Source organism: Streptomyces sp. L-9-10, assembly GCF_004151105.1.
Lineage (GTDB): Bacteria > Actinomycetota > Actinomycetes > Streptomycetales > Streptomycetaceae > Streptomyces.
In genome coordinates this window covers 1-24,818 of the sequence record NZ_PHRF01000005.1, presented here as the reverse complement: position 1 = coordinate 24,818, position 24,818 = coordinate 1, and the positions used below count along the sequence as shown (strand labels likewise).

The window sequence follows — 24,818 nt, the reverse complement described above, 5'->3', positions numbered from 1 at the left end:
GCCAGTCACCGCTCCGTCTGTCACAGCTCCGTCCGTCACTGAACCGTCATGGAAAGGCTCGCCGTGATCCGCTGGAACGCCGACCAGGCCGAACTGCGCGAAGGTCTGGCCCGGTGGGGTGAGGCGCTCAGCGCCGGCCACATAGAACAGGACGAACAGGCCACGTTCTCCTGGGACAAGTGGAAACTGATCCGGGAGACCGGCATCCTCGGACTGCCCTTCGAAGAGCGCTGGGGCGGCCTCGGCCAGTCCCTGCTCACCACCATGTATCTGCTCGAAGGGCTGGGCGAGCACTGCCGTGACTCCGGGCTGAGCTTCTCGGTCACCACCACCATGGCCAGTACCGGTGTGCCACTGGAGAGATTCGGCACGGACGCGCAGAAGGAGCGGTATCTGACCGGGATCTGCTCGGGGGAGGTGATCGGCGCCCATGCCATCACCGAGTCCGAGGGCGGCTCGGACGCCATGGCGATGACCACGCGAGCGGTACGGGACGGTGACCATTTCGTCCTGAACGGCTCGAAGATCTTCGTCAGCAACGGGCCCGTCGCCGATGTGTTCGTCGTCTACGCGCGTACGCATCCGGACGGCGGCCCGCTCGGGGTCACCGCGTTCCTCGTGGACCGGAACACCCCGGGGCTCACGATCGGTCCACCGACCAAGAAGATGGGACTGCGGACCTCGCCGCTCAGCGAGTTGTTCTTCGATGAGTGCAGGGTCCCGAGGACCCAGGTCCTCGGCCGGGTCGGCGGCGGATTCATCGTGCTCGACCATGTCATGAAGCGGGAGATCCTCTTCTCCTTCATCGTGAACGTGGGGGAGATGCGGCACCGGCTCGACCGCTGCCTCGACTACGCGAAGACCCGCCGCTCGTTCGGCAGGCCGATCGGCTCGTACCAGTCCGTCGCCAACAGGATCGTCGATATGAGGATCCGGCTGGAGACGGCGGGCAAGTGGCTGTACGACACCGGTGAACGCCTCGCGGCCGGCGAGAACGTCACGGTGGATCTGGCCATCGCCAAACTGGTGACGAGCGAGAGCAATGTGGCGACCAGCCTGATGGCCGTGCAGCTCTTCGGCGGGCACGGCTATATGACCGAGTACGGTCTGGAGAAGGACGTGCGCAACGCCGTGGCGGGCACGATCTACTCCGGCACCACGGAAATCCAGTACAACCGCATCGCCTCGATGCTGGGTCTGGGCACATGAGCCCGGAGCCCGCCTCCGGGCTCCCGGCGGGACACTCGGCCGCACCCGAGACCCGCCGGGTTCTGAAAGTCTGCGGGGCCACCTCGCCCGGCGACATCACCGCGCTCGCTTCCGCCGGAGCGGACTGCGTCGGCCTGTGGCACGGCATACCGGGCGGTCACGCCGAGCTGCCCGAGAGGCACCTCACCGAACTCGCCGCGGCGGCCCGCGCCACCGGCCGGCTCGAACCGGTCCTCGTCACCTTCCTCGGCGACCCCGACGCACTCACCGGCCTGGCCCGTCGCACCGGCCTGCGCTGGCTCCAGCTGCACGCCTACCAGCCGCCCGCCGTGGTACGGGCGCTGCGCGCCGCCCTGCCCGACGCGGTCCTCGTCAAGGTCCTCCATCTGCGCGGCGGCAGCTGTCTCGAACGCCCGCTGATCGGCGCGTACGAACGGGCCGGGACCGACCTGTTCCTGCTCGACACGGCGACCGAGGACGGGCGGATCGGCAGCACCGGACATCAGCTGTCCGAGCGGGATGTGCTCGGCCTGCTGCCCCGGCTCGCCCGGCCGTTCCTGCTCGCCGGCGGCATCTCCCCGTACAACCGCCGCGACTACGGGTCCGTCGCCGCCCACCCCGGCTTCCGCGGTATCGATGTCGACACCGCCGCCCGCGATGCCCACGGACGTTTCTCGGCGCCCGCCGTCACCGCTCTGGCCCGCGCCTGGCGGACCGACACGTCCCCTGAGGAGTCCCGATGACCGCCCGGTTCCTGGAAGCCCTGCTGACCGCCGACCGCCCGCTGGTGATGGAGGTCAAACGGCGTGACGCGCACGGCTACGACCTGCTCGGCGGCCGTACCCCGGCCGCGATCGTGGAGTCGTACGAAGGCGCGGGCGCGCCCTGTATCTCGGTGGTGACGGGACGCTGGTTCGGCGGCACCACCGATCTGCTGCGCGATGTCGCCGCGCTCACCGATCTGCCGCTGCTCCAGAAGGACTTCATCACCCGCAAGGACCAGCTGTCGGCCGCGAGGGAACTCGGCGCCTCCGCCGTGCTGCTCACCGCGGCGCTGCTGCCCCGGTCCAGTATGCGCACCCTGATCACCGCCTCTCTGGCCCTCGGCCTCACCCCGTTCGTGGAGGTGACGGAAGAGGCCGAACTCGACGGTCTGCCGCACGCCGACGAGTGCGTCGTCGCCGTCAACAACAAGGACATCAAGGCCAAGGAGCGCGACCGCGGCGACCTCGACCGCAGCCTCGCCCTGCTGCCGGCGGTCCGGGCCTCGGGTACCCGCTGCCCGGTCAGCGCGAGCGCCATCGACGGCCCGCTCGCCGCCGCGAAACTGCTCGACGCGGGATACGCCGGCCTGCTCGTCGGCACCTCGCTGCTGCGTACCGACAGCGCGGCCGGCTGGGTCGACCGCCTGGACCGCGCCAGGACCCGCCCCGCGGGCCGGCCCCACTGAACGGCCCCGACCGGCCCGCCCCCGCCGCCCAGGAGAACCGCCTGCCATGACCGCTCCCGTATCCACCCCCGTCCCCGTACCCACCCCCGTCCCCACGCCCGCTCTCGTCCCCACTGCTCCCGTCCCCGCTCCTCTTCCCGTCTCCAGTCCCGCCGTCGCCTCCTCTCCGGCACCCACCGTCCGTGCCGTGACGCTCGACGCGGGCGGCGTACCGCTGTCCGGTCTGATCGCCGAGCCGGACGGCGCCGCGGAACCCCGCTCCGTGATCGTCGCCATCCACGGCCGGGGCATGTGCGCCGACTACTTCAACGGCCTGACCGACCCGGCGAACTCCCTGCTCGGCCTGGGCGCCCGGCTCGGTCATACGGTGCTGGCCCTGGACCGGCCGGGCTACGGCGCCTCCGCCGGCCCGCTGCCGGACGGACAGCCCCTCGGCGAGCAGGCGACCACCCTGAACCGGGCGCTCGCGGACTTCGCCCGGGACCGGCCGACCGGCTCCGGCTTCTTCGTCGTGGCCCACTCCGACGGCGGCAAGGTGGCGCTGCACATGGCCGCGCAGGAGGCGGGCAGCGCACTGGTCGGTCTCGACGTCAACGGATGCGGCTGGCGGTACGCACCCGAGGCGCGGCACTTCCCCGATACCCTCGGCGGCGGCGCGTCCCGGCTCAACTGGGGTCCGCTGCACCTGTATTCACCCGGCACATTCCGGGCGAGCCGCTCGCTGCTGAGGGCCGTACCGGCACGCGAGGCGGCCCAGACGGCGACCTGGCCCGTCCAGTATCCGCGGCTGGCCGGCCGTATCACCAGCCCGGTCAGACTGACCTTCGCGGAGCACGAACTCTGGTGGGAACTGCACGACGAGGCGCTGACGGCGATGACGGGACTGCTCACCGCCGCACCGCTCGTCGCGGTGGAGCGGCTCTCCGGCGCCGGGCACAACATCAGCATCGGCCGCGCGGCCCGCACCTACCATCTGCGGGCGCTGGCCTTCCTGGAGGAGTGCCTGCGACGTGCCGGGGACGCCCCCGCCAGGTCCTGAACTCCGCACGGGAGCAGGGAGGTTGCCACGGAAGCGTCCTCCCGGTGATCAGTGGGTGATCAATCCGTGGTCATGGCGGGGGAGCGGAGCGCATCGCGGCTACTGTGTGCGCACCGTATTCGTCCACGCACCGAGCGACTCCAGGAAGGACTCCTCCTTATGGCGGCAGAGACCGCGGACCTCTCACAGCACCCCAGGCCGGGCCCGCGTGCCCTGATGGCCGACGGGCAGCGCTCGTACTCCTTCGAGTTCTTCCCGCCGAAGACGCCCGCCGGGGAGCGCACGCTGTGGAACGCGATCCGCCGGATCGAGGCGCTCGCGCCGTCCTTCGTCTCCGTGACCTACGGCGCCGGCGGCTCCTCGCGCGACCGGACGATCGAGGTCACCAAGCGCATCGCCGCCGAGACCACGCTGCGCCCGGTCGCCCATCTCACCGCGGTCGGCCACTCGGTCGCCGAACTGCGCCACATCATCGGCCAGTACGCGGACGCCGGTATCCGGGACGTGCTCGCGCTGCGCGGCGACCCGCCGGGCGACCCGCGCGGTGAGTGGGTCCGTCATCCGGAGGGATTCGCCCAGGCCAGTGAGCTCGTCGGCCTGATCAGGGAACTGGGTGACTTCACCGTCGGGGTGGCCGCCTTCCCCGAGCGCCATCCGCGCTCGCCCGACTGGGACAGCGACATCCGCCACTTCGTCGCCAAGTGCCGGGCGGGCGCCGACTACGCGATCACGCAGATGTTCTTCGACGTCGAGGACTATCTGCGGCTCCGCGACCGGATCGAGGCCGCGGGCTGTACCACCCCGATCGTCCCCGAGATCATGCCGGCCACCGACGCACGGCAGATCAGCCGCTTCGCCGAACTCAGCGACGCCCGCTTCCCCGACGCGCTGGCCCAACGGCTCGAAGCGGCCCGTGACCGGCCGCAGGACGGGCATCGCATCGGTGTCGAGTACGCCACGGCCATGGCCGAACGGCTGCTGGCCGAAGGCGCCCCCGGACTGCACTACATCACCCTCAACCGCTCCACCGCCACGATGGAGATCCACCAGAACCTGGGCGTGGGGGTACGGCGCGACCGCCCGCTGGCCGCGTCCCGCCCCTGATCCGCCGGCCGGCCGGTGAGCTGTCCGCCCGCTTGGACGCTGGAACATGGACCTGAGCTTCGTGGCTATGTCCCGTCCTGCCGCGCTGTACTTGACTGGTCCCCTGACGCAGTACGTGAGAAAGCCGTGTCACATGTCGGCGGCGGCGTTGGCGACGACACCGTGGCGGTTGCCGGATCACCTCGTATCGGACGGCTTCGACCACCAGACAAGGAAGTCCCATGAGCTTCAACCCGACCGGAACCCCGAACCCCTACGCCGCCTATCCGCCCGCCCCCGCGGTGGCGCCCGTGCGCCGGAGCAGGGCGGTGGGGCCGCTGCTGATGATCGCCACCATCGCGATGGGGCTGATGGCGGGTCTGTTCTTCGCGTACGACATCTCGGTGATGCCGGGGCTGGCCAGGACCGACGACCGTACCTACGTCGACGCGATGCAGAACTTCAACGCTCTGATCGACGGCAACGGTCTCTTCGGCATGATCTTCATCGGAGCGCTGCTGGCCGCGGCGGTCGCGGCGTTCCTGGAGCACCGCCAGGGCCGGCGGGGCGCCGCGCTCTGGATCGGCGCGGCGGCCGCGCTCTATCTGGTGGCCCTGATGATCACGTTCAGCGTGAACATCCCGCTCAACAACGAGCTTGCCGCCGCCGGTGACCCGGCCAAGATCACGGACTTCTCCATCGTCGAGAAGTTCAAGGGCACGTGGGAGACGAGCAACATCGTGCGGACCCTGGTCTGCACGGCCGCGCTCGGCTTCCTCGCCCGCGCCCTGGTGCTGCACGGCCGTGGCGCCGGCGCCACAGGCAGTGCCACGATGCGCCCGCACGGCGTCTGAACCCCCGTTGGCGGAGAGCGGGGCGGCGGGGCTCCGGCCCCACAGCCCCGCTCCGTCATGGCTCGGCGGTCGTCAGCGGCCCGCTCAGCAGTCCCGGAACTCGGGCGACTGGTTGAGGATCTGCGAGCGCACCGAGGTGAACCGGGTGTGCGTCGCACCGCCCTGGTCCTCCGGGCGGAAGACCGCCACCCGGTGGCAGTTCATGAACGCCAGGGTGACGCCGAAGTGCCGCTCCAGGCTGGAGCGGATGGCGTCGCTGGCGAGAGCGCGCAGCAGCTGGCCGCGCTCGCGCTCGGAGGGCGGCGGTGTCTGGTTGTCGGCGAACACGGCGTCGCCGCCGCGCAGTTCACCGACCAGACCGGCGATGAGGTGGTACGCGTACGGCAGGGAGGTCCGGACGGTGTCCACGAAGTCCTCTTCGCGGACCTGGCCGTTCTCGGCGTCGGCGAGCAGCGTGGGGGAGACATCGAGTGACATGAGTGTGTGTCCTGTCGCGTTGGGGCACAGCGGCCCGGTGAGGGAGGGGACGGCGCGGCGGAAGCCGGGCGGGAGGCGTCAGCCGAGGCCCGGGGCGTCCGGGCCGTGCCGGAAGCCCGGGTCGACCTGGAGCGCGAGTTCGCTTCCGGTGGCCCGGTCGGCCCACGCGCGCGCGTTGCGCAGATGGAACTCCACGGCGTGGCGCTGGAACGCCTCCCAGTCCTTGGGACGCGCGTCGACGGCGGCGCGCAACTGGCGCAGGGTGTGCGCGTTGTGCGGTTCGAGCCCGCCACCCGTACGGCCCTGTTCCTGTGCCCGTACCCAGGGGGACTGCTCGCAGTAGGCGATCAGATCGTCCCCGACATGCTCCTTGAGGAAGAGGAGATCGTCCTCGCCCGTGACCTTGTTGCCGACCACGGCGAGCGCGATCCCGAACTCCCGTGCGTGATCGCGGTACTGGCGGTAGACGGAGACGCCCTTACGCGTGGGCTCGGCGACCAGGAACGTCAGATCGAACCGGGTGAACAGACCGGAGGCGAACGCGTCCGCTCCGGCGGTCATATCCACGACGACGTACTCGCCGGGCCCGTCGACCAGATGGTTCAGATACAGCTCGACGGCGCCGAGCTTGGAGTGGTAACAGGCCACCCCGAGGTCACTGTCGTCGAACACCCCGGTCACCATCAGCGGCACCCCGCCCACCGGACGCGCGTGGTGGGCGTGCACCGGGTCCGCGCCGAGCAGTCGCAGCAGCCGCGAACCGCGTCCCGGCGGAGTGGTCTTGATCATCTCCTCGCGTGAGGCGATCCGCGGATTGTCCCCGCGCAGCCAGTCCTTGATCTCGCCGGTGCGCGAGCTGAGCGGTGGCGCGGTGTGACTCTCTCCCTCCCCGGGGGAGAGAGCCTCGGCCAGATGCTGGTTGATGTCCGCGTCGATGGCGACCACGGGCGCCCCCTCGGCGGCTAACTGCCGGGCGAACAGGGCCGACAGCGTGGTCTTGCCGCTGCCGCCCTTGCCGACGAACGCTACGCGCACGGCTCAGCCCTCCGGAGTCAGCAGGCCGCGCTCGTACGCCTTGACGAGTCGCTGGGGTACGAGATGGGACGTACCGTCGAGGGTGACAGGCACCAGGGTCGGCGTGACGCCTTTCCACTGGGCCCGGCGGTGACGGGTGTTGCTGCGGGACATCTTCCGTTTGGGTACGGCCATGGCGAACCTCCTGAGTGCGCGGAGCACGGACGTGACGCCGTCGAACGCTACATGCAAATGAACACCGTTACCAATACCGCCCCCACCCGATGACCGCACGGACAGTGACGTGCCCGGCGCTCGGCTCGTCGGGGAGGCGGCATCGGGCCGGCGTCGCCGACGGGACCAGGGGTGGCCGGCCTTCCACGAACGAACTGGAGAGAGCCATGACCACTGCGCACGCCCCTCACTCGAACCACACGCACCGGCACGGCACGGGCTGCGGCCATGTGTCGTTCCCGCACGACGGGCATGTGGACTACGCACACGACGGCCATGTGCACGCGGTTCACGACGACCACGTGGACGAATGCGAGCCCGGAGCCCACGCCCCGCACAGCGGTCACGCACACCAGCACGGGGAAGGGTGCGGGCATGTGGCAGTGCCTCATGGCGACCATGTGGACTATGTACACGACGGACACCGCCACGCCGAGCACGACGGTCACTGGGACGACCACTGACCGCTCCGCGTACGGCCCGCTCGCCTACGCGTACGACCCCGGTCGCACCCGAATGGGCGCGGCCGGGGCCGTAACGTCATGCCGTGCGGTAATACCCCGGGATCAGCCGACCGGGGAGGGCGGGGCCGGCGTGGAGCCCTCCGCCTGCTTGCTCTCCTCCGCGAGCCGCTCCATGCCGCTCGTGGTCTTGAGCGGCTTCTCCTTGATGAAGACCACCGCGACGAGCGCCAGCGCCGCGAACGGCGCCGCGACGAGGAAGAGTTCCGCCGTGGCCACACCGTAGGCGTGCTGCACGATCTCCCGCATGGCGTCGGGCAGCTTCGACACGTCGGGCACGGCGCCGTGGCCCGCGCCGCCGGACGCCCCCTGGCCGGACTCGCCCAGGCTCTTGGTCATCTCGGCCGCCACCCGGTTGGCGAGCACCGCGCCGAGAACGCTCGTACCGATCGTTCCGCCCATGCTGCGGAAGAACGACAGGACGGATGTGGCCGCGCCCAGTTCGGCGGCGGGTACGTCGTTCTGCGCCGCCAGCACCAGGTTCTGCATCAGCAGCCCGACGCCGATACCGAGCACCGCCATGTAGAGGCTGAGCAGCCCGAAGCCGGTGTCGGCGCTGATGGTGGCCAGCAGGCCCAGACCGGCCGTCATGATCACGCCGCCCGCGATCAGATAGACCTTCCACTTGCCGGTGGCGCTGATGATCTGGCCGGCGACGGTGGAGGAGATCAGCAGACCGAGGATCATCGGCAGGCCCATCAGCCCGGCGACGGTCGGGGTCTTGCCGAGCGAGATCTGGAAGTACTGCGAGAGGAAGACGGTTCCGCCGAACATGGCCACACCGACCAGCAGGCTGGCGACCGTGGTCAGGGCGACCGTGCGGTTACGGAAGATGTCCAGCGGAATGATCGGCTCGGGGACCCGGGCCTCCACGAAGACCGCGGCCACCAGCAGCACCACACCCGTGGAGGTCAGGGCGAAGGTCTGCCAGGAGGCCCAGTCGAACTGGTTGCCCGCCAGGGAGGTCCAGATCAGCAGCGCGGAGACGCCCGCCACGATCAGGAACGCGCCCAGGTAGTCGATCTTCACCTCGCGCCGGATCGTGGGCAGCCGCAGTGTGCGCTGGAGCATCAGGATCGCGGCCAGCGCGAACGGCACGCCGATGAAGAAGCACCAGCGCCAGCCCAGCCACGAGGTGTCCACCAGCACGCCGCCGATCAGCGGCCCGGCGACCGTACCGACGGCGAAGACGGCGCCGAAGATCCCGGAGTACTTGCCCAGCCGCCGGGGCGGAATGACCGCGGCCATGACGATCTGCGCGAGCGCGGTCAGACCGCCGGCGCCGATGCCCTGGACGACACGGCTGAAGATGAGCAGGCCGACGCCCTGGGAGAAGCCGGCCAGCAGCGACCCGACCACGAACATGGCGAGCGACAGCTGAAGCAGCAGCTTCTTGTTGTAGAGGTCCGACAGCTTGCCCCAGAGGGGCACGGTCGCCGTCATGGCGAGCAGTTCGGAGGTGACGACCCAGGTGTACGACGACTGACTGCCGTCGAGGTCGGCGATGATCCGGGGCAGGGCGTTGGCCACCACCGTGCTGGCGAGGATGGCGACGAACATGCCGGCCATCAGCCCCGACATGGCCTGGAGTATCTGCCGGTTGGTCATGGAGGTCGGCGCCTGTTCGGGCGCCTCTATTGCACTCAAGGTGTCCTTCTTCAAGTCCATGGTCGATGCGTGGGTGGAAGCGGTGGAAGAGCGGGCCGTCAGCGGTCAGCCGTCGGCCGGGGGCTCCGGCAGGCCGGCGGCCAGCTGGGCGAAGACGAGCCGGAAGACATCCGGGAAGGTGACCTCCTGGCCCTGCGCGCACCAGTGCTCGACGGAGACCCGTACGGCCGTCATGGCGACGGCGGCGAGCAGCCGGGGGTAGAGCCCGAGTGCGGAGGTGTCCGGGACGTGCGCGCAGGGCCCGGGTCCGCGGGATCCCCGCTCGCCCTCGGCCGTACGGAACGCCGGCGCGCCGAGCCGTTCCGCGATGGCCTCGGCCAGTTCGAGCTCCTCGGCCATGTGCGCACCCATGCCGCGGACCAGCAGATGAGGGGAGCGTTGCAGCACCGTGGCCCGCAGCTCCCAGATCTCCTGCCGCTCCTCCACATCGGTCAGTTCGGTCACGAGCGCCTCGCGGACCGCGTCGAGCGCGGGCACCGAGCCCGGTGCCTCGCGCACCGCCCGCCGTACCCGCTCGCCGATGTCCCGGTCGATCATGACGAACGCGTCGTCGTGACTGTCGAAGTAGTTGAAGAACGTACGCGGCGAGACCCCCGCGGCCTCGCTGATCGCCTCGACGGTGACATTCTCCGCGCCGTGCTCGGCGGCCAGTCGCACCGCCGCCTCCGCCAGCGCCGCACGCGTGGCCCGCTTCTTGCGCTCGCGGAGCCCCAGCACCGCACCCTCACTTCTCACATCTTGCAGCGTATGCAAAAGTGCAGGATCCGCAAAATTAATTTCCCGCCGCCGACGCCGTAACATGATCCGTATGGAGCAGCGTGAACTGGGCAAAACGGGACGGAACGTATCCGTCGTAGGGCTGGGGACCTGGCAGTTGGGCGCCGACTGGGGTGAGGTGGCCGAATCGGACGCCTTCGCCGTCCTGGACGCGGCCGTGGAATCGGGCGTCACCTTCTTCGATACGGCGGATGTGTACGGCGACGGCCGCAGCGAGCAGCTCATCGGGCGCTATCTGAAGGGCCGCCCGGACGCCGGGGTGTTCGTCGCGACGAAGATGGGACGGCGGGCCGACCAGGTCCCGGAGAACTACGTTCTGGACAACTTCCGCGCGTGGAACGACCGCTCACGGGCCAATCTCGGCGTGGACACCCTCGATCTCGTACAGCTGCACTGCCCGCCCACGCCCGTCTACACGTCCGACGAGGTCTTCGACGCGCTCGACACCCTGGTGGCGGAGGAGCGGATCGCCGCCTACGCCGTGAGCGTCGAGACCTGCGCCGAGGCGCTCGCCGCGCTCGCGCGCCCCGGTGTGGCGAGCGTTCAGATCATCCTCAACCCCTTCCGGCTCAAGCCGCTGGAGGAGGTACTGCCCGCCGCCCTCGCGGCGGGGGTCGGCATCATCGCGCGCGTCCCCCTCGCCTCCGGCCTGCTGACCGGGAAGTACACGGCGGACACGGTGTTCGCCGCCGACGACCACCGCACGTACAACCGGCACGGCGAGGCCTTCGACCAGGGCGAGACCTTCTCCGGTATCGAGTACGGAACGGGACTGGCCGCCGCGGCGGAGTTCGCCGGGCTGGCCCCCGAGGGCGCGACCCCCGCCGCGACCGCGCTGCGCTGGATCATTCAGCAGCCCGGCGTCAGCAGCGTCATCCCGGGTGCCCGCTCCGTCGAACAGGCACGCGCCAACAGCGCGGCGGCGGCCCTCCCGCCACTGTCGCCGTCGACCCTGGAGGCGGTCCAGGAGTTGTACGACCGCCGACTGCGCGCCTCGATCCACCCCCGCTGGTAGCGCACGCGATGCCCGCGGCCCGGCTGGCGAACGGGTGATCGTGGGCCGTTCGCGCTCCGATTACGCGGCACAGACGCAAGAGTTGGTCGTTTCTGTGGCTGTATCGCTTCGCGCCCTGTAGCGTCTTGATCAGCTGTCGTGGTTCCGAAGTACCGCTCGCCCGTGACGTGCCGTCACGGGCGTTTGTGCTGTTCAGCGTCTCTGCGGACCAAGGCGATCACCTCCGGTTCCCGTACGGTGCGGGAATCTTTGCGTCCCTTGAAACGGAGACTCATCATGGCCAGTGGAACAGTGAAGTGGTTCAACTCGGAAAAGGGCTTCGGCTTTATCGCTCAGGACGGCGGCGGTCCCGACGTGTTCGCGCACTACTCGAACATCTCGACGAGCGGCTTCCGTGAGCTCCAGGAGGGCCAGAAGGTCACCTTCGACGTCACCCAGGGCCAGAAGGGCCCGCAGGCGGAGAACATCCTCCCCTCCGCGTAACGCGGAGCCGTCCCAAGGGGTCTGAGCAGGCCCCGGAGGTCGGTGCGGAGCAAGAGGGCGCCGGCCCGGTGGAGCTTCCTTCCGCCGGACCGGCGCCCTTGCCGTTACCCCGTCCGCGAAACGGGGGAGGGCTTGACCGTGCCGGACGACCGCCGCGCGACGGAAGCGGCGGGGCCGGTCCGAGGGACGGAGAGGTTTCGGTGGCACTGACCCGAGAAGAGCGCGAACTGTTCCTGGCCGAGCCGCGTATCGCGGCGCTCGCGGTGGAGGCGGCGAAGGGGCGGGCTCCGCTCACGGTGCCGATCTGGTACCAGTACCGGCCGGGCGGAGACATCTGGATCATGACCGGACGGGACTCGCGCAAGGGCCGGCTCATCGCGGAGGCGGGCCGCTTCACCCTGATGGTCGAACGCGTCGAGCCCACGGTCCGTTATGTCTCGGTCGAGGGTTCCGTGACCTCGACCGAGCCCGCCACCCGCGAGGCACTCCATGAGATGGCGTCCCGTTATGTCGCCGCGGACAAGGTCGCCGCGTATGTCGACTTCGCCTGGTCCGAGCACGGCGAACAGGTCATCATCCGGTTGCGGCCCGAGCACTGGCTCTCCGCCGACCTCGGACAGATCTGAGGCCCGCGACCACCGGCGCGCGACCACCGGCGCGCCGGGTCAGGCCGCGTTCTCCTTCTCCCGCGCGGCGCGCCGCACGCTCTCGGGGAGGGCGAGGTTCCACGCGGTGATCACCGGCCGGTCATGCTCCGTCCCGAGGCGGGAGACGGTCCCGGTGGCGAGCTGGAACAGGGCTCCCGCGGCCGGGGCCAGCCCGAGATAGCGCGCGGTGAGCACCCGCAGGAAGTGGCCGTGCGAGACGAGCGCGACATCGTCACCCGAGCGCAGCCCGTCCAGCGCCTCGGTGAGCACCCGGTCGGCGCGGTGCCCGACGTCCGCGGGGCTCTCCCCGGGCCGGCCGTCGGGGCCGGGGACGGTGCCGTCGGTCCACAGGTCCCAGCCGGGGCGCGTGCGGCTGATCTCGGCCGTGGTGATGCCCTCGTAGCCGCCGTAGTCCCACTCGCGCAGATCCGGGGTGGCGCGCAGCCCGTCGAGACCGGCCAGCTCCGCGGTGCGCCGGGCGCGCGCCATCGGACTGACGAGGGTGAGGCCGATGCGGCGGTCGGAGAGTAGGGGCGCCAGGGAACGGGCCTCGCTCTCGCCGCGCTCGGTCAACGGCAGGTCGGTGTGGCTGGTGTGCTGCCCGGACTGGGACCAGGCGGTCTCTCCGTGCCGTACCAGGATCAACTCACCCATGAGTGCCGCCCACTTTCCTGTTCTCCGCACTCCGCCACCGGAGCCGTCCCCGGCGGTCGTCGGCCCGGACGCCCGCCCGTGCCGAACGGGGAACCCGGCGGGCCGCGAGCGCATTCCTCGGCGGGCCGCGGGAGGTCCGTCACGCCCAGTGTCCCCTGTTCCGGCGTCCGGGACAGGGCGGGGAATGCCGGGGGGAACCGTCGCGTTACCCCCTTGTGCCACCTGATGGAAACGATATCCATCATGAGGAGGGAGTTCCCATGAAGCCTCGTATCCACCCCGTCTCCCGTCCGGTCGTCTTCCGGGACCGCGCGGCGGGCACCGCGTTCCTGACGCGCTCGACCGCGGACTCGACGCAGCGTGTGGAGTGGGAGGACGGCAACACCTACCCCGTCATCGACGTGGAGGTCTCCTCCGCGAGCCACCCCTTCTACACCGGTACCGGGCGGGTGTTCGACACCACCGGCCGGGTGGAGCGGTTCGAGCGCCGCTACGGGGCCCGGCGTTCCGCGAAGAAGAGCTGACGCCGTACGGCTCATCCGTGATCCGCGCGCATGACGCGCGTGCGGACCTGTGTGAGAAGTGCGGACCTGTGTGAGAAGAGCCGGAGGGAAGCCCCGAACAGGGTTTCCCTCCGGCTCTTCCGCGTGTGAGGGACGAGCCGGGGGCGACGGGTGGGTCAGGCGGCGGAGCCGGGTGACTCCACGGTCCTGACCAGGGCGGCCAGCTCGGGGACCTTCGCCGCCTCGTCGAGCGCCTCCCGCAGCGCCGTGTCATTGGTGGGGCGCGCCTCGGCGAGCAGCCGCAGCCCCGCCTCGCTGACGTTCGTGTAGATCCCCCGACGGTCGGTCGGACACAGATAGCGGGTGAGCAGTCCGCGGTCCTCCAGCCGGCTGACCAGCCGGGTGGTGGCGCTCTGGCTGAGGACCACCGCGTCGGCGACCTGCTTCATCTGGAGATGGCCGCCCTCGCCGTCGTGCTGACGGCTGAGGACATCCAGCAGGGAGTACTCACGGACGCTGAGACCGTGTCCGGCCTGGAGCGCGCGCTCGATATGCCCCTCGATCCTGCCGTGCAGCAGCGAGAGGGCGCACCAGCCCTGGGCGAGCCCGGTGAGCGCGGTGTCCGTGGCGGTCATGGCTTCCTCCTGCGGGAGATGAGGGCGGGCGGCGGCGGGACGAGGTCCCGTGGTCCCGTACCCCAGGATAGGACACTTCTGCAATATAGCGCGCTTGCCAGTAGTCGGCGTGTGCAAGTATTGTCTTCGCTTGTAAGGCGCTCGCGCAATCGTTCTGGAAGGCCATACCCATGCCACTCGCCCTCCTCGCCCTGGCCATCGGGGCATTCGGGATCGGCACCACCGAATTCGTGATCATGGGGCTGCTCCCCGAGGTGGCCGCCGACTACGGCGTCACCATCCCGACCGCCGGACTGCTGGTCACCGGCTATGCCCTCGGAGTCGTGCTGGGCGCCCCGGTGATGGCCGTCCTCGGCACCCGGATCCCCCGCAAGCGGATGCTGATGCTGCTGATGGGGCTGTTCGTGGTGGGCAATGTGCTCTCCGCGCTCGCCCCGAGCTTCGGACTCATGCTCACCGGGCGCGTCGTCGCCTCGCTCGCCCACGGGGCCTTCTTCGGGATCGGCTCCGTCGTCGCCGCCGGTCTGGTCGCCCCGGAGAAGAAGGCCGGCGCCATCGCCATGATGTTCACCGGGCTGACCGTCGCCAATGTCGTCGGCGTACCGTTCGGCACCTTCCTCGGCCAGAGCGCCGGCTGGCGGGCCACCTTCCTCGTGGTCGCCGGGCTCGGAGTCCTGGGCCTCGCGGGCATCGCCAGGCTCGTACCGGAACAGCCGCGGCCCGAGGGTGTACGGATACGGCATGAGCTCGCCGCCTTCCGTAACGCGCAGGTGCTGCTCGCCATGGCGATGACCGTGCTCGGCTTCGGCGGTGTCTTCGCCGCGATCACCTACATCACGCCGATGATGACCGAGACCGCGGGCTTCGCCGACTCCTCGGTGACCTGGCTGCTGGTGCTCTTCGGTGTCGGTATGGTCGCCGGCAATCTGATCGGCGGCAGGTTCGCCGACCGCCGGCTGATGCCGCTGCTGTATGTCTCTTTGGGCTCGCTCGCCGTGGTGCTGGCGCTGTTCAGCTTCACCGCGCACAACAAGGTGGCGGCGGCCGTCACCCTCACCCTCATCGGCGCCCTGGGCTTCGCGACCGTACCGCCGCTCCAGAAGCGGGTCCTCGACCAGGCGTCCGCCGCGCCCACCCTGGCCTCCGCCGTCAATATCGGCGCCTTCAACCTCGGCAACGCGCTGGCCGCCTGGCTCGGCGGCATCGTCATCGCCGCCGGACTCGGGTACACGGCGCCGAACTGGGTCGGTGCCGCGCTGGCCGGCTCCGCGCTCGTCCTCGCGGTCGTCTCCAGCGCCCTGGAGCGCCGTACGCCCGCCGCCGGACAGGTGGTCGCCGAGGCGGCGGCCACCCGGCAGCCCCAGCGGGCCACCACCGCGGCGCGCTGACCCCGGCTCGGCCGTCCCGGGCGGCGGACCGCCACAGCGCGCGGCGCCGACGACGTCGTTACGTTGGAAGCCGGTGTGCCCCTTCTTTCCCCACCGCAGATCCGCGCTCTTTTTCCCCCCACTGTGAAACCCGCGAAGAAAAGGAACACCATGAATTCCGTCCCCAACGTCGTACTCAACAACGGCGTCAGGATTCCGCAGCTCGGCTTCGGTGTCTTCCAGGTCGGCGACGAGGAGACCACCGGCGCGGTCCGCACCGCGCTGGAGGCGGGCTACCGCAGCATCGACACCGCCGCCGTGTACGGCAACGAGGACGGCGTCGGCCGCGCCCTCGCCTCCTCGGGCCTGCCCCGCGAAGAGCTGTTCATCACCACCAAGCTCTGGAACGACGACCAGGGGTACGACTCGACGCTCGCCGCGTTCGACACGAGCCTCGCCAGGCTCGGCCTCGACCGGGTGGATCTGTATCTCATCCACTGGCCCACTCCGGCCCGTGACCGCTATCTCGACACCTGGCGAGCGCTGGAGAAGCTGCTCGCCGACGGCAGGACACGCTCCATCGGTGTGTCCAACTTCCAGCCCGCCCACCTCCAGCGCCTGCTGGACGAGACGGGGATCGTCCCGGCCGTCAACCAGGTCGAGCTGCACCCCGGCCTCCAGCAGGAGGAACTGCGGGACTTCCATGCCCAGCACGGCATCGCGACCGAGGCATGGAGCCCGCTGGCGCAGGGCGCGCTGCTCCAGGAGGAGGCGCTCACCGAGATCGCGGGGCGGCACGAGAAGACGCCCGCCCAGGTGGTGCTGCGCTGGCACCTTCAGCTCGGGAACATCGTCATCCCCAAGTCCGTGACACCCGCGCGGATCCGCGAGAACATCGACGTCTTCGACTTCGAGCTCTCGGCCGGTGACATGGCCGCGCTCGCCACGCTCGACCGTGGTCTGCGCATCGGCCCGGACCCCGACACCCTCAACTGACCGGAGGTACGCGCCGCACGGCCGTCCGGCGCGAACCCGCCGGACGGCCGTGCGGACCCGCGCCGGACAGGGGCTACCGCACGGCCGCCGCGTCCGTGGCGGCCGTGTCGGCCGGGCTCGCGGGAGCCGCGGCCGTGACACCGCCGAGCCACTTCAGCCCGTCGATCACGAACCGGTTCTGGACCTCGTTGCCGAACGTCCACGACAGTGTGGTGTTCGATCCGTAGTCCATGGCGTTGTGACCGAAGTTGGCGTACAGCATCCGGTAGTTCTTGTTGGTCCACACGATCGGGTAATACCCGCTGTACCAGGACTGGTTGGGGTCCGTACCCAGCGGGAAGCTGACCGGATCGACCGAGGCCAGGATATTGATGGCGGGGTTCTGCCTGAGGTCGTTCGCCCAGCTGTACCACTCGCTCACGGCCGAGGTGAACGTCGCGGGCAGCCGGGTGGTCGAGGGATGGGTCCGGTTCTCGGTCCGCAGCACGGCGGTGGTCGGGCCCCAGGTGTTGGACTTGAACCCGCCGCTGCCCAGGAACTCGTTGTGGTACCAGGGCCACTTCTGTGCCTCGGTGGTGAACGCGGAGACATGGAAGCCCATCCAGGCTCCACCGGCCCGCATGTACTGCTCGAAGCCGGTGCGCTGAGCCGCCGTCTGCGGCAAGTCGTCCAGGAACAGCACCACTTGGTAGTCCCGGAGGGTGGCGCTGGTCAGGCGGTTCCAGTTGTTGGTCGACTCGTAGGAGAAGTTGTTGGCGGCGGCGGTTCTGGGGAACCACTCGTTCGCTTCATGGACGAAACTGATGTGGGCGGCGTCCCAGGTGCCGTTGTAGAAGGCGAGCACCTTGAACGCGGGGGCGGCAGGTGTCTGCGCGCGTCCGACGCCGGGCACCGCGGCCAGTCCCAGCAGGAGGGCGAGCAGTACGAGCAGGCGGAACGGGCCGCGTGCCGTACGGGTCTTGAGCATGGTCATCGTGACGATCCTTCCTGCGCCCGTCCGGTGAACGGAGGCGCATGGAATGTGGGGGATGTCGCGCACATGACAGCAGGAAGCGCTTGCTGGACGATTTAAGAAGTGAACCAACGCCCTGTCAAGGCTTTGGTATGGACCAGTGGCCGACAGGGCATGGATTGCAGGGAGTGCGGGCGGTACAGGGGGAGTAAGGACGTCGTGGTTCAGGGGAAGCGGGCGACGAACCGGCGTTGCCAGGGGGTCTCGACGGCGCGCCGGGCGTAGTGCTCCCGGACGTAGGCGACCGCCTCGCCCCGGGGCACCCCGTCCAGTACGGCGAGGCAGGCCAGCGCCGTGCCGGTCCGGCCGATTCCGCCACCGCAGGCGACCTCGACGCGCTCCGACCCGGCGCGCTGCCATGTCTCGCGCAGCGCGGTGGCGGCTGCCGCGCGGTCGGACGGCAGCCGGAAGTCGGGCCAGCGGAGCCAGCGGGATTCCCAGGCGACGGGCGGTGGTTCAGAGCCCAGCAGATATAGCGCGAAGGCGGGCGCCGGACCTGCGGGGAGAGGGCGGCGCAGTCCCCGGCCCCGGACGAGCCGGCCCGAGGGCAGTCGTAGTACGCCCGTTGTCGCGGGATCCCAGGTGGCGGTCACGGAGCGAGCGTAGCCGGTTCTTCCCGGTCGGGCGGGAGGGCCGGTCTCGGTGCCTGTCCGGAGGCGTCAGGCGCTCTCGTCCGGATTCCACTCCAGCAGGCGCACCTTGGCCACGGTCCGCACATGCCGCCGCATCGCGGCCGCGGCCGCCTTGCCCCGGCCGCTCTCGATCGCTTCGAGAATGGCGCGATGCTGGGCCAACGACCGCTTGGGGCGGCCGGGCTGGCGCAGGGACTCGTTGCGGCTCTCGGCGATCTGCGCCGTGATGGAGCGCATGAACTCGGCGAGCAGACCGCTGTGCGCGGCGGCGGTCACCGCGGTGTGGAAGAGCCGGTCGCCCTCCACTCCGTAGCCGCCCGCCTCGATCTCGTCGGACATCTGGTGCAGCGCGTCGTGCAGCGCCGCCAGATCCAGTTCGGTGCGCCGCTCCGCGGCCAGCTCGGCGAGCTTGGTCTCCAGAGCCTCGCGCGCCTCCAGAACGTCGGGCAGCCGGCGCTTGCGCTCCACCAGCCGCTCGACGGGCTCAGGATCGAGGCCGGACCGGGTCAGATAGGTGCCGCCGCCGTGCCGCACCTCGACCAGGCCCTGGACCTCCAGGACGACGATCGCCTGCTTGACGGAAGCGCGGCTCACCCCCAGCCGCTGGGCCAACTCCCGCTCGGGGGGCAGTCGGTCGCCCGCGCCGAGGTCGCCCTCGCTGACATAGCTGCGCAGCCGGTCGAGGACCTGCTCGTACAAACGTGGCCGGGCCATCGGCCGCAGTGCGTCGGACATCCGGACCCCCCATCCCTGCCCACTGTCTCCCGATCCTGTGCGCGCCAGCCTAACACCGGGCGGTCAAGTGGCTGAGCCAATTCCTGCCAGATCTCTTGACGCTCGCCCCGGCCGGCCGTCAATGTGGTCCAGCCACTTGGCCAGTCGTCCAGTCAGCCAGTCGGCCAATTCCCCTTTGTCACAGGGACCCAGGGACGGGAGCCCGCGCCATGTCCGCCGAACTGATCTCCATCCTCGTACTCGCGGTGGTCTTCGTGATCGCCACCACCCGCTCGATCAATATGGGCGCCCTCGCCTTCGCCGCCGCGTTCGGCGTCGGGGGACTGGTCGCCGGTCTCGACGCCGACGGCGTCTTCGCGGGCTTCCCCGGCGATCTGTTCGTGGTGCTCGTCGGCGTCACGTATCTCTTCGCGATCGCCCGCGCCAACGGCACCACCGACTGGCTGGTCCATGCCGCGATACGGCTGGTCCGCGGCCGGATCGCGCTGATCCCCTGGGTGATGTTCGCGATCACCGGCGCGCTGACCGCCATCGGGGCGGTCTCCCCGGCGGCCGTCGCGATCGTCGCGCCGATCGCGCTCAGCTTCGCCGCGCGGTACGGGATCAGCCCCCTGCTGATGGGTGCCATGGTCGTGCACGGTGCCCAGGGCGGCGGCTTCTCGCCCATCAGCATCTACGGTTCGATCGTCAACGGCATCGTGGAGCGGGAGAACCTGCCGGGCAGCGAACTCACCCTCTTCTTCGGCTCGCTCGTCGCGAATCTCGTCATCGCCGGGATCGTCTTCGTTCTCTTCGGCGGACTCAAGCTCTCCGGCAAGCGCGGCGAGCCCGACCGGGCGGAACAGGGCCAGAAGGACGAGCACGAGCCGAAGGAGGAGCCGAGCGGTTCCCGGCTCACCCCCGCCATCAGCGCCACCCTCGCCGCGCTGGTCGCGCTCGTCGTCGCCGTCCTCGGCTTCGATCTCGACGCCGGGCTCTCCGCGATCACCCTCGCCGTACTGCTCAGCGCCGTCTGGCCGGACACCAGCCGGAAGGCCGTGGGCGAGATCGCCTGGCCGACGGTACTGCTCATCTGCGGTGTCCTCACCTATGTCGGTGTCATGGAGGAGATGGGCACCATCGACTACGCCGGTCACGCCGTCGGGGACATCGGCATCCCGCTCCTCGCCGCCCTGCTGCTCTGCTACATCGGCGCGATCATCTCCGCCTTCGCCTCGTCCGTCGGCATCATGGGCGCGCTCATCCCGCTCGCCGTGCCGTTCCTCGCCCAGGGCGAGATCGGGGCGATCGGCATGATCACGGCACTCGCGATCTCGGCGACGGTCGTCGACGTCAGCCCGTTCTCCACCAATGGCGCGCTGGTGCTGGCCGCCGCGCCCGATGTGGACCGGGAGCGTTTCTTCCGGCAGCTCATGGTGTACGGAGGGATCGTGGTGGCGGTGGTACCCGCCGCCGCCTGGCTGGTACTGGTGGTGCCAGGCTTCGGCTGACCGCTACCACCGCCTTGACCGGCCAGACTCGTCAACACCAAGGAGAACGACGCGTGTCCCCTCTCTTCCCGGCCCTCGCCGCGCGTTCGGAACGCCCCGCACTCCGGTTCGGTGACCGCGCCCTCACCCATGCCGAACTGGCGGACGCGGCCGGTTCCCTGGCCGCCCGGATCGCCGGTGAGCGGCGGATCGCGGTCTGGGCCACCCCCACGCTCGGCACGGCCGTGGGGGTGGTGGCCGCGCTGCTGGCCGGGGTCCCCGCGGTCCCCGTCAACCCCAAGAGCGGTGAACGCGAACTGGCGCACATCGTGGCGGACAGCGCCCCGACCCTGGTCGTCGCGGAGCCGGACGCCACCCTTCCGCCCGCGCTGGCCGGCCTGGCACGCGTGGACGCCGGAGCCGCCGCAGCGGCAGCCGCGGGCGATCCGGCCCCGGAACACCCACGGAACGACGCCTTCCCCGAACTCTCCCCGGAAGCCCCCGCCCTGATCGTCTACACCTCCGGCACCACCGGGCCGCCCAAGGGCGCCGTCGTACCGCGCCGTGCCATCGCCGCGACCCTGGACGCGCTGGAAGACGCCTGGCAGTGGACCGCCGACGACGTACTCGTCCACGCGCTGCCGCTCTTCCACGTCCATGGGCTGATCCTCGGCATCCTCGGCCCGCTCCGCCGCGGCGGATCCGTCCGGCATCTGGGCAGGTTCGACACCGAGGGCGTCACCCGTGAGCTGTCGTCGGGCGCCACCATGCTCTTCGGCGTACCGACGATGTACCACCGCATCGCCGAGGCGCTCGCCGACGACGCGGCGCTCGCCAAGGCGCTGGCCGGGGCGCGACTGCTGGTATCGGGATCCGCCGCGCTCCCCGTGCACGACCACGAGCGGATCGCGGCGGCGACCGGCCGCCGGGTCATCGAGCGGTACGGCATGACGGAGACCCTGATGAACACCAGCGTGCGGGCCGACGGCGAGCCGCGCGCCGGGACCGTCGGGGTGCCGCTCGGGGGCGTCGAACTGCGGCTCGTGGACGAGTCGGGCGTCGCCTTCGAGGCGTACGACGGTGAGACGGTCGGCGAGATCCAGGTCCGTGGCCCGAACCTCTTCACGGAGTATCTGAACCGGCCCGACGCCACCGAGGCCGCCTTCACCGACGGCTGGTTCCGCACCGGCGACATGGCGATCCGTGACCCCGACGGCTATGTCCGTATCGTCGGCCGCAAGGCCACCGACCTCATCAAGAGCGGTGGGTACAAGATCGGCGCGGGCGAGATCGAGAACGTTCTGCTGGAGCATCCCGGGGTACGGGAGGCCGCGGTGACCGGCGAGCCCGACGCGGACCTCGGCGAGCGGATCGTCGCCTGGATCGTTCCCGCCCGTGCCGAAGCGCCGCCGTCGGCCGAGGAGCTGGCGAACCATGTGGCCGCGCAGCTCGCCGCCCACAAGCGGCCGCGCACCGTGCGCTATCTGGACGCGCTGCCCCGCAACGACATGGGCAAGATCATGAAGCGCGCGCTCCATGGCTGAGCGGCTGAGCGCGCGCGAGGCCGTCGCCGCGGTCGTCGACGAGGGTGCCTTCACCGAACTGCCCGCGCCGGAGCGCGTGTCCGCGCCGGACGGGCCGCTGGGCTGGGAGGGGTACGACGCCGCCCGTGCCCGCGCCGGGGAACGTACCGGGGAGACGGAGTCGGCCGTCTGCGGCACGGCACGGATCGGCTCGGTCGAAGTGGTGCTGATCTCCTTCGAGTTCGGCTTCCTCGGCGGCTCGCTGGGGGAGCGCACCGGCGACCTGCTCGAAGCCGCGTACATCCGTGCGCGCGAGCGCGAGCTGCCGGTGGTCTCGCTGATCGCGACCGGTGGCAGCCGGATGCAGGAAGGGATGCGCGCGCTGCTCCAACTCCAGCGGGTGGCAGGGCAGTCCGCCCTGAACCGGGCCGCGGGGCTGCCGCAGCTGGCGGTGGTGCGCGACCCGACGACCGGCGGCGGCTGGGCCACGCTCGGGGCGGGCGCCGACGTCGTACTGGCACTGCCGGGCGCCCAGATCGGGTTCGCGGGCTCGCGCGTGCGCCCGGCGGACGCCGATCCGTACGCCTACACGGCGGAGGCGCAGCTCGCCGCGGGCCATGTCGACGCGGTGGTGGGCCGTGACGAACTGCGCGCCACCGTCGGCCACTGGCTGACCCTGCTGACGGGAGGTGTACGGGACGCCGTGCCACCCGCCGCCCCGCCTCCGGACGGGCTGGGCCCCGCCGGGCTGCCCGCCACCGGATGGGAGGCCGTTCTTCAGGCCCGCGTCCCTCAACGTCCCCGGGCCGAAGCGTACTTGGACGCGTACTTCACACACCGTGAGGCGATCGGCGGAGACCGCTGCGGTGGTACGGACCCCGGGATGCTGTGCGGTTTCGGCCGCCGGGAGGGCCGGACGATCGCGTACGCGGCGCAGTGCGGCACCGCCACGCGTCCGGCCGGGTATCGCACCGCCGCCCGGCTGGTACGGCTCGCCGGCCGGCTGGGCATTCCCGTACTGACCCTGGTGGACACCCCCGGCGCGGCCAACGACGCGGAGGCGGAGCGCGCGGGAGCGGGCAGCGCCATCGCGGACCTGTTCGCCGCCGTGGCCACCGCCGCTGTCCCCGTCACCACACTGCTGATCGGGGAGGGCGGCTCCGGCGGGGCGCTGGCCCTGTCGGCTCCGGACAACACCTGGGCCACGCCGGACAGTTACTTCTCCGTCATCGCGCCGGAACTGGCGGCGGCGATCCTCAAACGCGCCCCGGAAGAGGCCCGGGTGACGGCCGACCAGCTCCGGCTGCGCCCACAGGACCTGGTGTCCCTGGGCGTGGTACGCGGGATCGTGTCGGCCCCGGGGTCGGTGCCGGATCCGGGACCGGGAGGGGGATAAGGCGGTACGGGACGGCCGTGGACGGTCCGCGGCGGGGGATTCTCATGGCCCTCTCACAAGCTTTTCAGACAATGTGCTTAAGGTGAGAGCCGTGACGTACACAACTCCGCCCGGCTGGCATCCCGACCCGGGGCACACAGGTGAAGGACCGCGCCAGGAACGGTGGTGGGACGGTTCCGCGTGGACCGACGAAGTCCGCGCCGCCCCGCCCGCCGAGTGGGATCCGCCCGCCGAGACGCCCGCTCCCGCGACGCCTCCCTCCTCGACGCCCCCGGCCCCTCCGGCCTACGGCGCGTCGCCGTATCCGGTGCCGCCGTACCCCGCGGCACCGCCGCCCGGCACGCGGCGCGGCGGCCGGCGGATCGCACTCGGTGCCATCGCCGTGGTCGTCGCGGTGGCCATCGCGGGAGGCTTCTATCTGCTCGGGCGCGACAGTGGCGACAGCGAGGCCGGCCCCGTGGGCCCGGGCCCTTCCGCCGCCCCCTCGCGGCCCGGCCAGCAGAGCCCGGCGCCCGACGGACCGCGGGGCGGCGGCCCCGGCGGCGGGGAGAACGGCGCGCCCCAGCAGCAGCCGCAGACCGAGGACGGCTACGCCACCGACGCGGCCAGCGGGATCAGCCTTCCGGTACCGGACGGCTGGACCGGCGAATCGGGGACCATCGGCGCCGGGGTGACGACCGGACAGTACGAGTGCCCGGGGGACACGTCGCAGAGCTGCGTACGGGGCGGGGTGTTCTCCGCTCCCGCGGCCGCGCTGAAGGTCGACGCCACGACCGCCAAGGCGGCGGCCGAGAAGGACATCCAGGTCAATGCGGAGGAATCCTACGGCGGCGCGACCTACGGGGACATCTCCTCGCACCAGCAGCTGAAGTCGGAAGCGGTCACCGTCGCCGGGCAGAAGGGCTACCTGGTGCGGTGGAAGGTCGTCACGAGCAAGGGGGACGACGGCTATGTGCAGTCGCTCGCGTTCCCCTCACCGACGTCCCCGGAACTGATGGTCCTCGTACGCTCCGGATTCGACGTCAATCTCAAGGCACCGAAGCTGGCCGTCATGGACGAGATCACCAAGGGGATCAAGGCGGCGGCGGGCACCGGCTCCGGAGGCAGCGGCCAGGGAGTCTGACGCCGGTATCCACACGCGCAGGCGGGTCGCCCCGAGCGGCCCGCCTGAGTGCTGTCCGGCGGTACCGGGCGCCTCGTCCGTCGACAGGACGGAGCCCGTGAGTGGCCCTTCGGCCGTACACTCCACACATGGGTTGTACACGTGCCGTGAGGGAGTGCCTGCGACAGGCCCCCTGCGCGTTGTGCTCGGCCGCCGCCGCGATCGCCGGAGCGGGCCCCCTGCCGGCTCCGGAAGCCGGCTGCCGCGCCCTGCACGGCCACGGCTAGCAACCAATCCCCGGACCATTCCGCCGGACCGATCTT

26 protein-coding genes and 1 pseudogene are annotated in these 24,818 nt (G+C 70.8%); 17 read left to right on the top strand and 10 right to left on the bottom strand.

Annotated elements, in window-relative coordinates; translation table 11 throughout:
* The first annotated feature begins 63 nt into the window (after nucleotides 1-63).
* The 6 genes from CU044_RS00165 to CU044_RS00140 all read left to right on the top strand — a co-directional run bounded on the left by CU044_RS00165 (nucleotide 64) and on the right by CU044_RS00140 (nucleotide 5,635).
* On the top strand, nucleotides 64-1,209 hold the full coding sequence (locus CU044_RS00165) for an acyl-CoA dehydrogenase family protein (RefSeq protein WP_129766634.1): 1,146 nt from the start codon (nucleotides 64-66) through the stop codon (nucleotides 1,207-1,209).
* Nucleotides 1,206-1,952 (top strand): N-(5'-phosphoribosyl)anthranilate isomerase, encoded by a 747-nt coding sequence (locus CU044_RS00160; RefSeq protein WP_129766281.1) that lies wholly within the window; start codon nucleotides 1,206-1,208, stop codon nucleotides 1,950-1,952. The genes CU044_RS00165 and CU044_RS00160 overlap by 4 nt, the downstream gene beginning before the upstream one ends.
* On the top strand, nucleotides 1,949-2,659 hold the full coding sequence (locus CU044_RS00155) for an indole-3-glycerol-phosphate synthase (protein WP_129766280.1): 711 nt from the start codon (nucleotides 1,949-1,951) through the stop codon (nucleotides 2,657-2,659). Before CU044_RS00160 ends, CU044_RS00155 begins: the two co-directional genes overlap by 4 nt.
* Before the next feature lie 46 nt (nucleotides 2,660-2,705).
* On the top strand, nucleotides 2,706-3,698 hold the full coding sequence (locus CU044_RS00150) for an alpha/beta hydrolase (RefSeq protein WP_240045237.1): 993 nt from the start codon (nucleotides 2,706-2,708) through the stop codon (nucleotides 3,696-3,698).
* Between the two features lie 216 nt (nucleotides 3,699-3,914).
* Complete coding sequence (metF, locus tag CU044_RS00145) at nucleotides 3,915-4,802, top strand: methylenetetrahydrofolate reductase [NAD(P)H] (protein ID WP_129766633.1); 888 nt, start codon at nucleotides 3,915-3,917, stop codon at nucleotides 4,800-4,802.
* Nucleotides 4,803-5,023: 221 nt separating this feature from the next.
* Complete coding sequence (locus CU044_RS00140) at nucleotides 5,024-5,635, top strand: DUF1772 domain-containing protein (RefSeq protein WP_129766279.1); 612 nt, start codon at nucleotides 5,024-5,026, stop codon at nucleotides 5,633-5,635.
* An 84-nt stretch (nucleotides 5,636-5,719) separates the two neighbouring features.
* Here CU044_RS00140 and CU044_RS00135 read toward each other — a convergent pair whose 3' ends face one another.
* The 3 genes from CU044_RS00135 to rpmF all read right to left on the bottom strand — a co-directional run bounded on the left by CU044_RS00135 (nucleotide 5,720) and on the right by rpmF (nucleotide 7,321).
* Nucleotides 5,720-6,112, bottom strand: a complete 393-nt coding sequence (locus CU044_RS00135; protein WP_129766278.1) for an SCO5389 family protein — start codon at nucleotides 6,110-6,112, stop codon at nucleotides 5,720-5,722.
* Between the two features lie 78 nt (nucleotides 6,113-6,190).
* Nucleotides 6,191-7,147 (bottom strand): ATP-binding protein, encoded by a 957-nt coding sequence (locus CU044_RS00130; RefSeq protein WP_129766277.1) that lies wholly within the window; start codon nucleotides 7,145-7,147, stop codon nucleotides 6,191-6,193.
* 3 nt (nucleotides 7,148-7,150) lie between these two features.
* Nucleotides 7,151-7,321, bottom strand: a complete 171-nt coding sequence (rpmF, locus tag CU044_RS00125) for a 50S ribosomal protein L32 (protein WP_129766276.1) — start codon at nucleotides 7,319-7,321, stop codon at nucleotides 7,151-7,153.
* Nucleotides 7,322-7,527: 206 nt separating this feature from the next.
* Between rpmF and CU044_RS00120 the strand changes: the two genes are divergently transcribed.
* On the top strand, nucleotides 7,528-7,824 hold the full coding sequence (locus CU044_RS00120; protein WP_129766275.1) for a hypothetical protein: 297 nt from the start codon (nucleotides 7,528-7,530) through the stop codon (nucleotides 7,822-7,824).
* Nucleotides 7,825-7,926: 102 nt separating this feature from the next.
* Here CU044_RS00120 and CU044_RS00115 read toward each other — a convergent pair whose 3' ends face one another.
* Together CU044_RS00115 and CU044_RS00110 are read right to left on the bottom strand one after the other, a co-directional pair.
* A complete protein-coding gene (locus CU044_RS00115; protein ID WP_129766274.1) occupies nucleotides 7,927-9,528 on the bottom strand; it encodes an MDR family MFS transporter in 1,602 nt (533 codons plus the stop codon).
* A gap of 66 nt (nucleotides 9,529-9,594) precedes the next feature.
* Nucleotides 9,595-10,293: a TetR family transcriptional regulator gene (locus CU044_RS00110; protein ID WP_240045269.1), complete on the bottom strand. Its 699-nt coding sequence runs from the start codon at nucleotides 10,291-10,293 to the stop codon at nucleotides 9,595-9,597.
* Between the two features lie 55 nt (nucleotides 10,294-10,348).
* On the opposite strand from CU044_RS00110, the gene CU044_RS00105 reads away from it, so the two are divergent.
* From CU044_RS00105 to CU044_RS00095, 3 genes are all read left to right on the top strand, one after another.
* Entirely contained in the window at nucleotides 10,349-11,341 is a 993-nt protein-coding gene (locus tag CU044_RS00105) for an aldo/keto reductase (RefSeq protein ID WP_129766272.1), read from the top strand.
* 276 nt (nucleotides 11,342-11,617) lie between these two features.
* A complete protein-coding gene (locus CU044_RS00100) occupies nucleotides 11,618-11,824 on the top strand; it encodes a cold-shock protein (protein WP_129766271.1) in 207 nt (68 codons plus the stop codon).
* A 200-nt stretch (nucleotides 11,825-12,024) separates the two neighbouring features.
* Complete coding sequence (locus CU044_RS00095; RefSeq protein ID WP_129766270.1) at nucleotides 12,025-12,450, top strand: pyridoxamine 5'-phosphate oxidase family protein; 426 nt, start codon at nucleotides 12,025-12,027, stop codon at nucleotides 12,448-12,450.
* Between the two features lie 39 nt (nucleotides 12,451-12,489).
* Here the strand turns inward: CU044_RS00095 and CU044_RS00090 are convergent, their stop codons facing one another.
* Entirely contained in the window at nucleotides 12,490-13,125 is a 636-nt protein-coding gene (locus CU044_RS00090) for a histidine phosphatase family protein (protein WP_129766269.1), read from the bottom strand.
* 260 nt (nucleotides 13,126-13,385) lie between these two features.
* On the opposite strand from CU044_RS00090, the gene CU044_RS00085 reads away from it, so the two are divergent.
* Complete coding sequence (locus CU044_RS00085) at nucleotides 13,386-13,649, top strand: type B 50S ribosomal protein L31 (RefSeq protein ID WP_129766268.1); 264 nt, start codon at nucleotides 13,386-13,388, stop codon at nucleotides 13,647-13,649.
* Between the two features lie 155 nt (nucleotides 13,650-13,804).
* Here the strand turns inward: CU044_RS00085 and CU044_RS00080 are convergent, their stop codons facing one another.
* Nucleotides 13,805-14,263, bottom strand: a complete 459-nt coding sequence (locus CU044_RS00080; protein WP_129766267.1) for a MarR family transcriptional regulator — start codon at nucleotides 14,261-14,263, stop codon at nucleotides 13,805-13,807.
* A gap of 170 nt (nucleotides 14,264-14,433) precedes the next feature.
* Between CU044_RS00080 and CU044_RS00075 the strand changes: the two genes are divergently transcribed.
* Nucleotides 14,434-15,651, top strand: a complete 1,218-nt coding sequence (locus CU044_RS00075; RefSeq protein ID WP_129766266.1) for an MFS transporter — start codon at nucleotides 14,434-14,436, stop codon at nucleotides 15,649-15,651.
* A 150-nt stretch (nucleotides 15,652-15,801) separates the two neighbouring features.
* Nucleotides 15,802-16,626 carry an aldo/keto reductase gene (locus tag CU044_RS00070; protein WP_129766265.1) on the top strand — a complete coding sequence of 275 codons (825 nt, stop codon included), beginning with the start codon at nucleotides 15,802-15,804 and terminating at the stop codon, nucleotides 16,624-16,626.
* A 106-nt stretch (nucleotides 16,627-16,732) separates the two neighbouring features.
* Here CU044_RS00070 and CU044_RS00065 read toward each other — a convergent pair.
* The 3 genes and pseudogenes from CU044_RS00065 to CU044_RS00055 form a co-directional block, all read right to left on the bottom strand.
* Nucleotides 16,733-17,599, bottom strand: a pseudogene (locus CU044_RS00065) (ThuA domain-containing protein); the annotation flags it as partial.
* Nucleotides 17,600-17,802: 203 nt separating this feature from the next.
* Nucleotides 17,803-18,231 (bottom strand): protein-tyrosine phosphatase family protein, encoded by a 429-nt coding sequence (locus tag CU044_RS00060; RefSeq protein WP_129766263.1) that lies wholly within the window; start codon nucleotides 18,229-18,231, stop codon nucleotides 17,803-17,805.
* A gap of 66 nt (nucleotides 18,232-18,297) precedes the next feature.
* The gene (locus CU044_RS00055) at nucleotides 18,298-19,005 is read right to left on the bottom strand and encodes a FadR/GntR family transcriptional regulator (RefSeq protein ID WP_129766262.1); all 708 of its coding nucleotides are present in this window, start codon (nucleotides 19,003-19,005) and stop codon (nucleotides 18,298-18,300) included.
* Between the two features lie 209 nt (nucleotides 19,006-19,214).
* Here CU044_RS00055 and CU044_RS00050 point away from each other — a divergent pair, with 209 nt between their 5' ends.
* The 4 genes from CU044_RS00050 to CU044_RS00035 all read left to right on the top strand — a co-directional run bounded on the left by CU044_RS00050 (nucleotide 19,215) and on the right by CU044_RS00035 (nucleotide 24,516).
* Nucleotides 19,215-20,495, top strand: coding sequence for an SLC13 family permease (locus CU044_RS00050; RefSeq protein ID WP_129766261.1), 1,281 nt, complete (start codon nucleotides 19,215-19,217; stop codon nucleotides 20,493-20,495).
* Nucleotides 20,496-20,548: 53 nt separating this feature from the next.
* A complete protein-coding gene (locus tag CU044_RS00045) occupies nucleotides 20,549-22,018 on the top strand; it encodes an acyl-CoA synthetase (protein WP_129766260.1) in 1,470 nt (489 codons plus the stop codon).
* On the top strand, nucleotides 22,011-23,393 hold the full coding sequence (locus CU044_RS00040) for a carboxyl transferase domain-containing protein (protein WP_129766259.1): 1,383 nt from the start codon (nucleotides 22,011-22,013) through the stop codon (nucleotides 23,391-23,393). Before CU044_RS00045 ends, CU044_RS00040 begins: the two co-directional genes overlap by 8 nt.
* Before the next feature lie 91 nt (nucleotides 23,394-23,484).
* Nucleotides 23,485-24,516 (top strand): DUF2510 domain-containing protein, encoded by a 1,032-nt coding sequence (locus tag CU044_RS00035; RefSeq protein ID WP_129766258.1) that lies wholly within the window; start codon nucleotides 23,485-23,487, stop codon nucleotides 24,514-24,516.
* Nucleotides 24,517-24,818: the final 302 nt, after the last annotated feature.

Bases quoted from the DNA above. Each gene is read 5' to 3' on its own strand.
- CU044_RS00160 (WP_129766281.1), top strand. From the start codon at position 1,206: ATGAGCCCGGAGCCCGCCTCCGGGCTCCCGGCGGGACACTCGGCCGCA.
- CU044_RS00155 (WP_129766280.1), top strand. From the start codon at position 1,949: ATGACCGCCCGGTTCCTGGAAGCCCTGCTGACCGCCGACCGCCCGCTG.
- CU044_RS00150 (WP_240045237.1), top strand. From the start codon at position 2,706: ATGACCGCTCCCGTATCCACCCCCGTCCCCGTACCCACCCCCGTCCCC.
- metF (WP_129766633.1), top strand. From the start codon at position 3,915: ATGGCCGACGGGCAGCGCTCGTACTCCTTCGAGTTCTTCCCGCCGAAG.
- CU044_RS00140 (WP_129766279.1), top strand. From the start codon at position 5,024: ATGAGCTTCAACCCGACCGGAACCCCGAACCCCTACGCCGCCTATCCG.
- CU044_RS00135 (WP_129766278.1), bottom strand. From the start codon at position 6,112: ATGTCACTCGATGTCTCCCCCACGCTGCTCGCCGACGCCGAGAACGGC.
- rpmF (WP_129766276.1), bottom strand. From the start codon at position 7,321: ATGGCCGTACCCAAACGGAAGATGTCCCGCAGCAACACCCGTCACCGC.
- CU044_RS00120 (WP_129766275.1), top strand. From the start codon at position 7,528: ATGACCACTGCGCACGCCCCTCACTCGAACCACACGCACCGGCACGGC.
- CU044_RS00105 (WP_129766272.1), top strand. From the start codon at position 10,349: ATGATCCGTATGGAGCAGCGTGAACTGGGCAAAACGGGACGGAACGTA.
- CU044_RS00100 (WP_129766271.1), top strand. From the start codon at position 11,618: ATGGCCAGTGGAACAGTGAAGTGGTTCAACTCGGAAAAGGGCTTCGGC.
- CU044_RS00090 (WP_129766269.1), bottom strand. From the start codon at position 13,125: ATGGGTGAGTTGATCCTGGTACGGCACGGAGAGACCGCCTGGTCCCAG.
- CU044_RS00085 (WP_129766268.1), top strand. From the start codon at position 13,386: ATGAAGCCTCGTATCCACCCCGTCTCCCGTCCGGTCGTCTTCCGGGAC.
- CU044_RS00080 (WP_129766267.1), bottom strand. From the start codon at position 14,263: ATGACCGCCACGGACACCGCGCTCACCGGGCTCGCCCAGGGCTGGTGC.
- CU044_RS00075 (WP_129766266.1), top strand. From the start codon at position 14,434: ATGCCACTCGCCCTCCTCGCCCTGGCCATCGGGGCATTCGGGATCGGC.
- CU044_RS00070 (WP_129766265.1), top strand. From the start codon at position 15,802: ATGAATTCCGTCCCCAACGTCGTACTCAACAACGGCGTCAGGATTCCG.
- CU044_RS00055 (WP_129766262.1), bottom strand. From the start codon at position 19,005: ATGTCCGACGCACTGCGGCCGATGGCCCGGCCACGTTTGTACGAGCAG.
- CU044_RS00050 (WP_129766261.1), top strand. From the start codon at position 19,215: ATGTCCGCCGAACTGATCTCCATCCTCGTACTCGCGGTGGTCTTCGTG.
- CU044_RS00040 (WP_129766259.1), top strand. From the start codon at position 22,011: ATGGCTGAGCGGCTGAGCGCGCGCGAGGCCGTCGCCGCGGTCGTCGAC.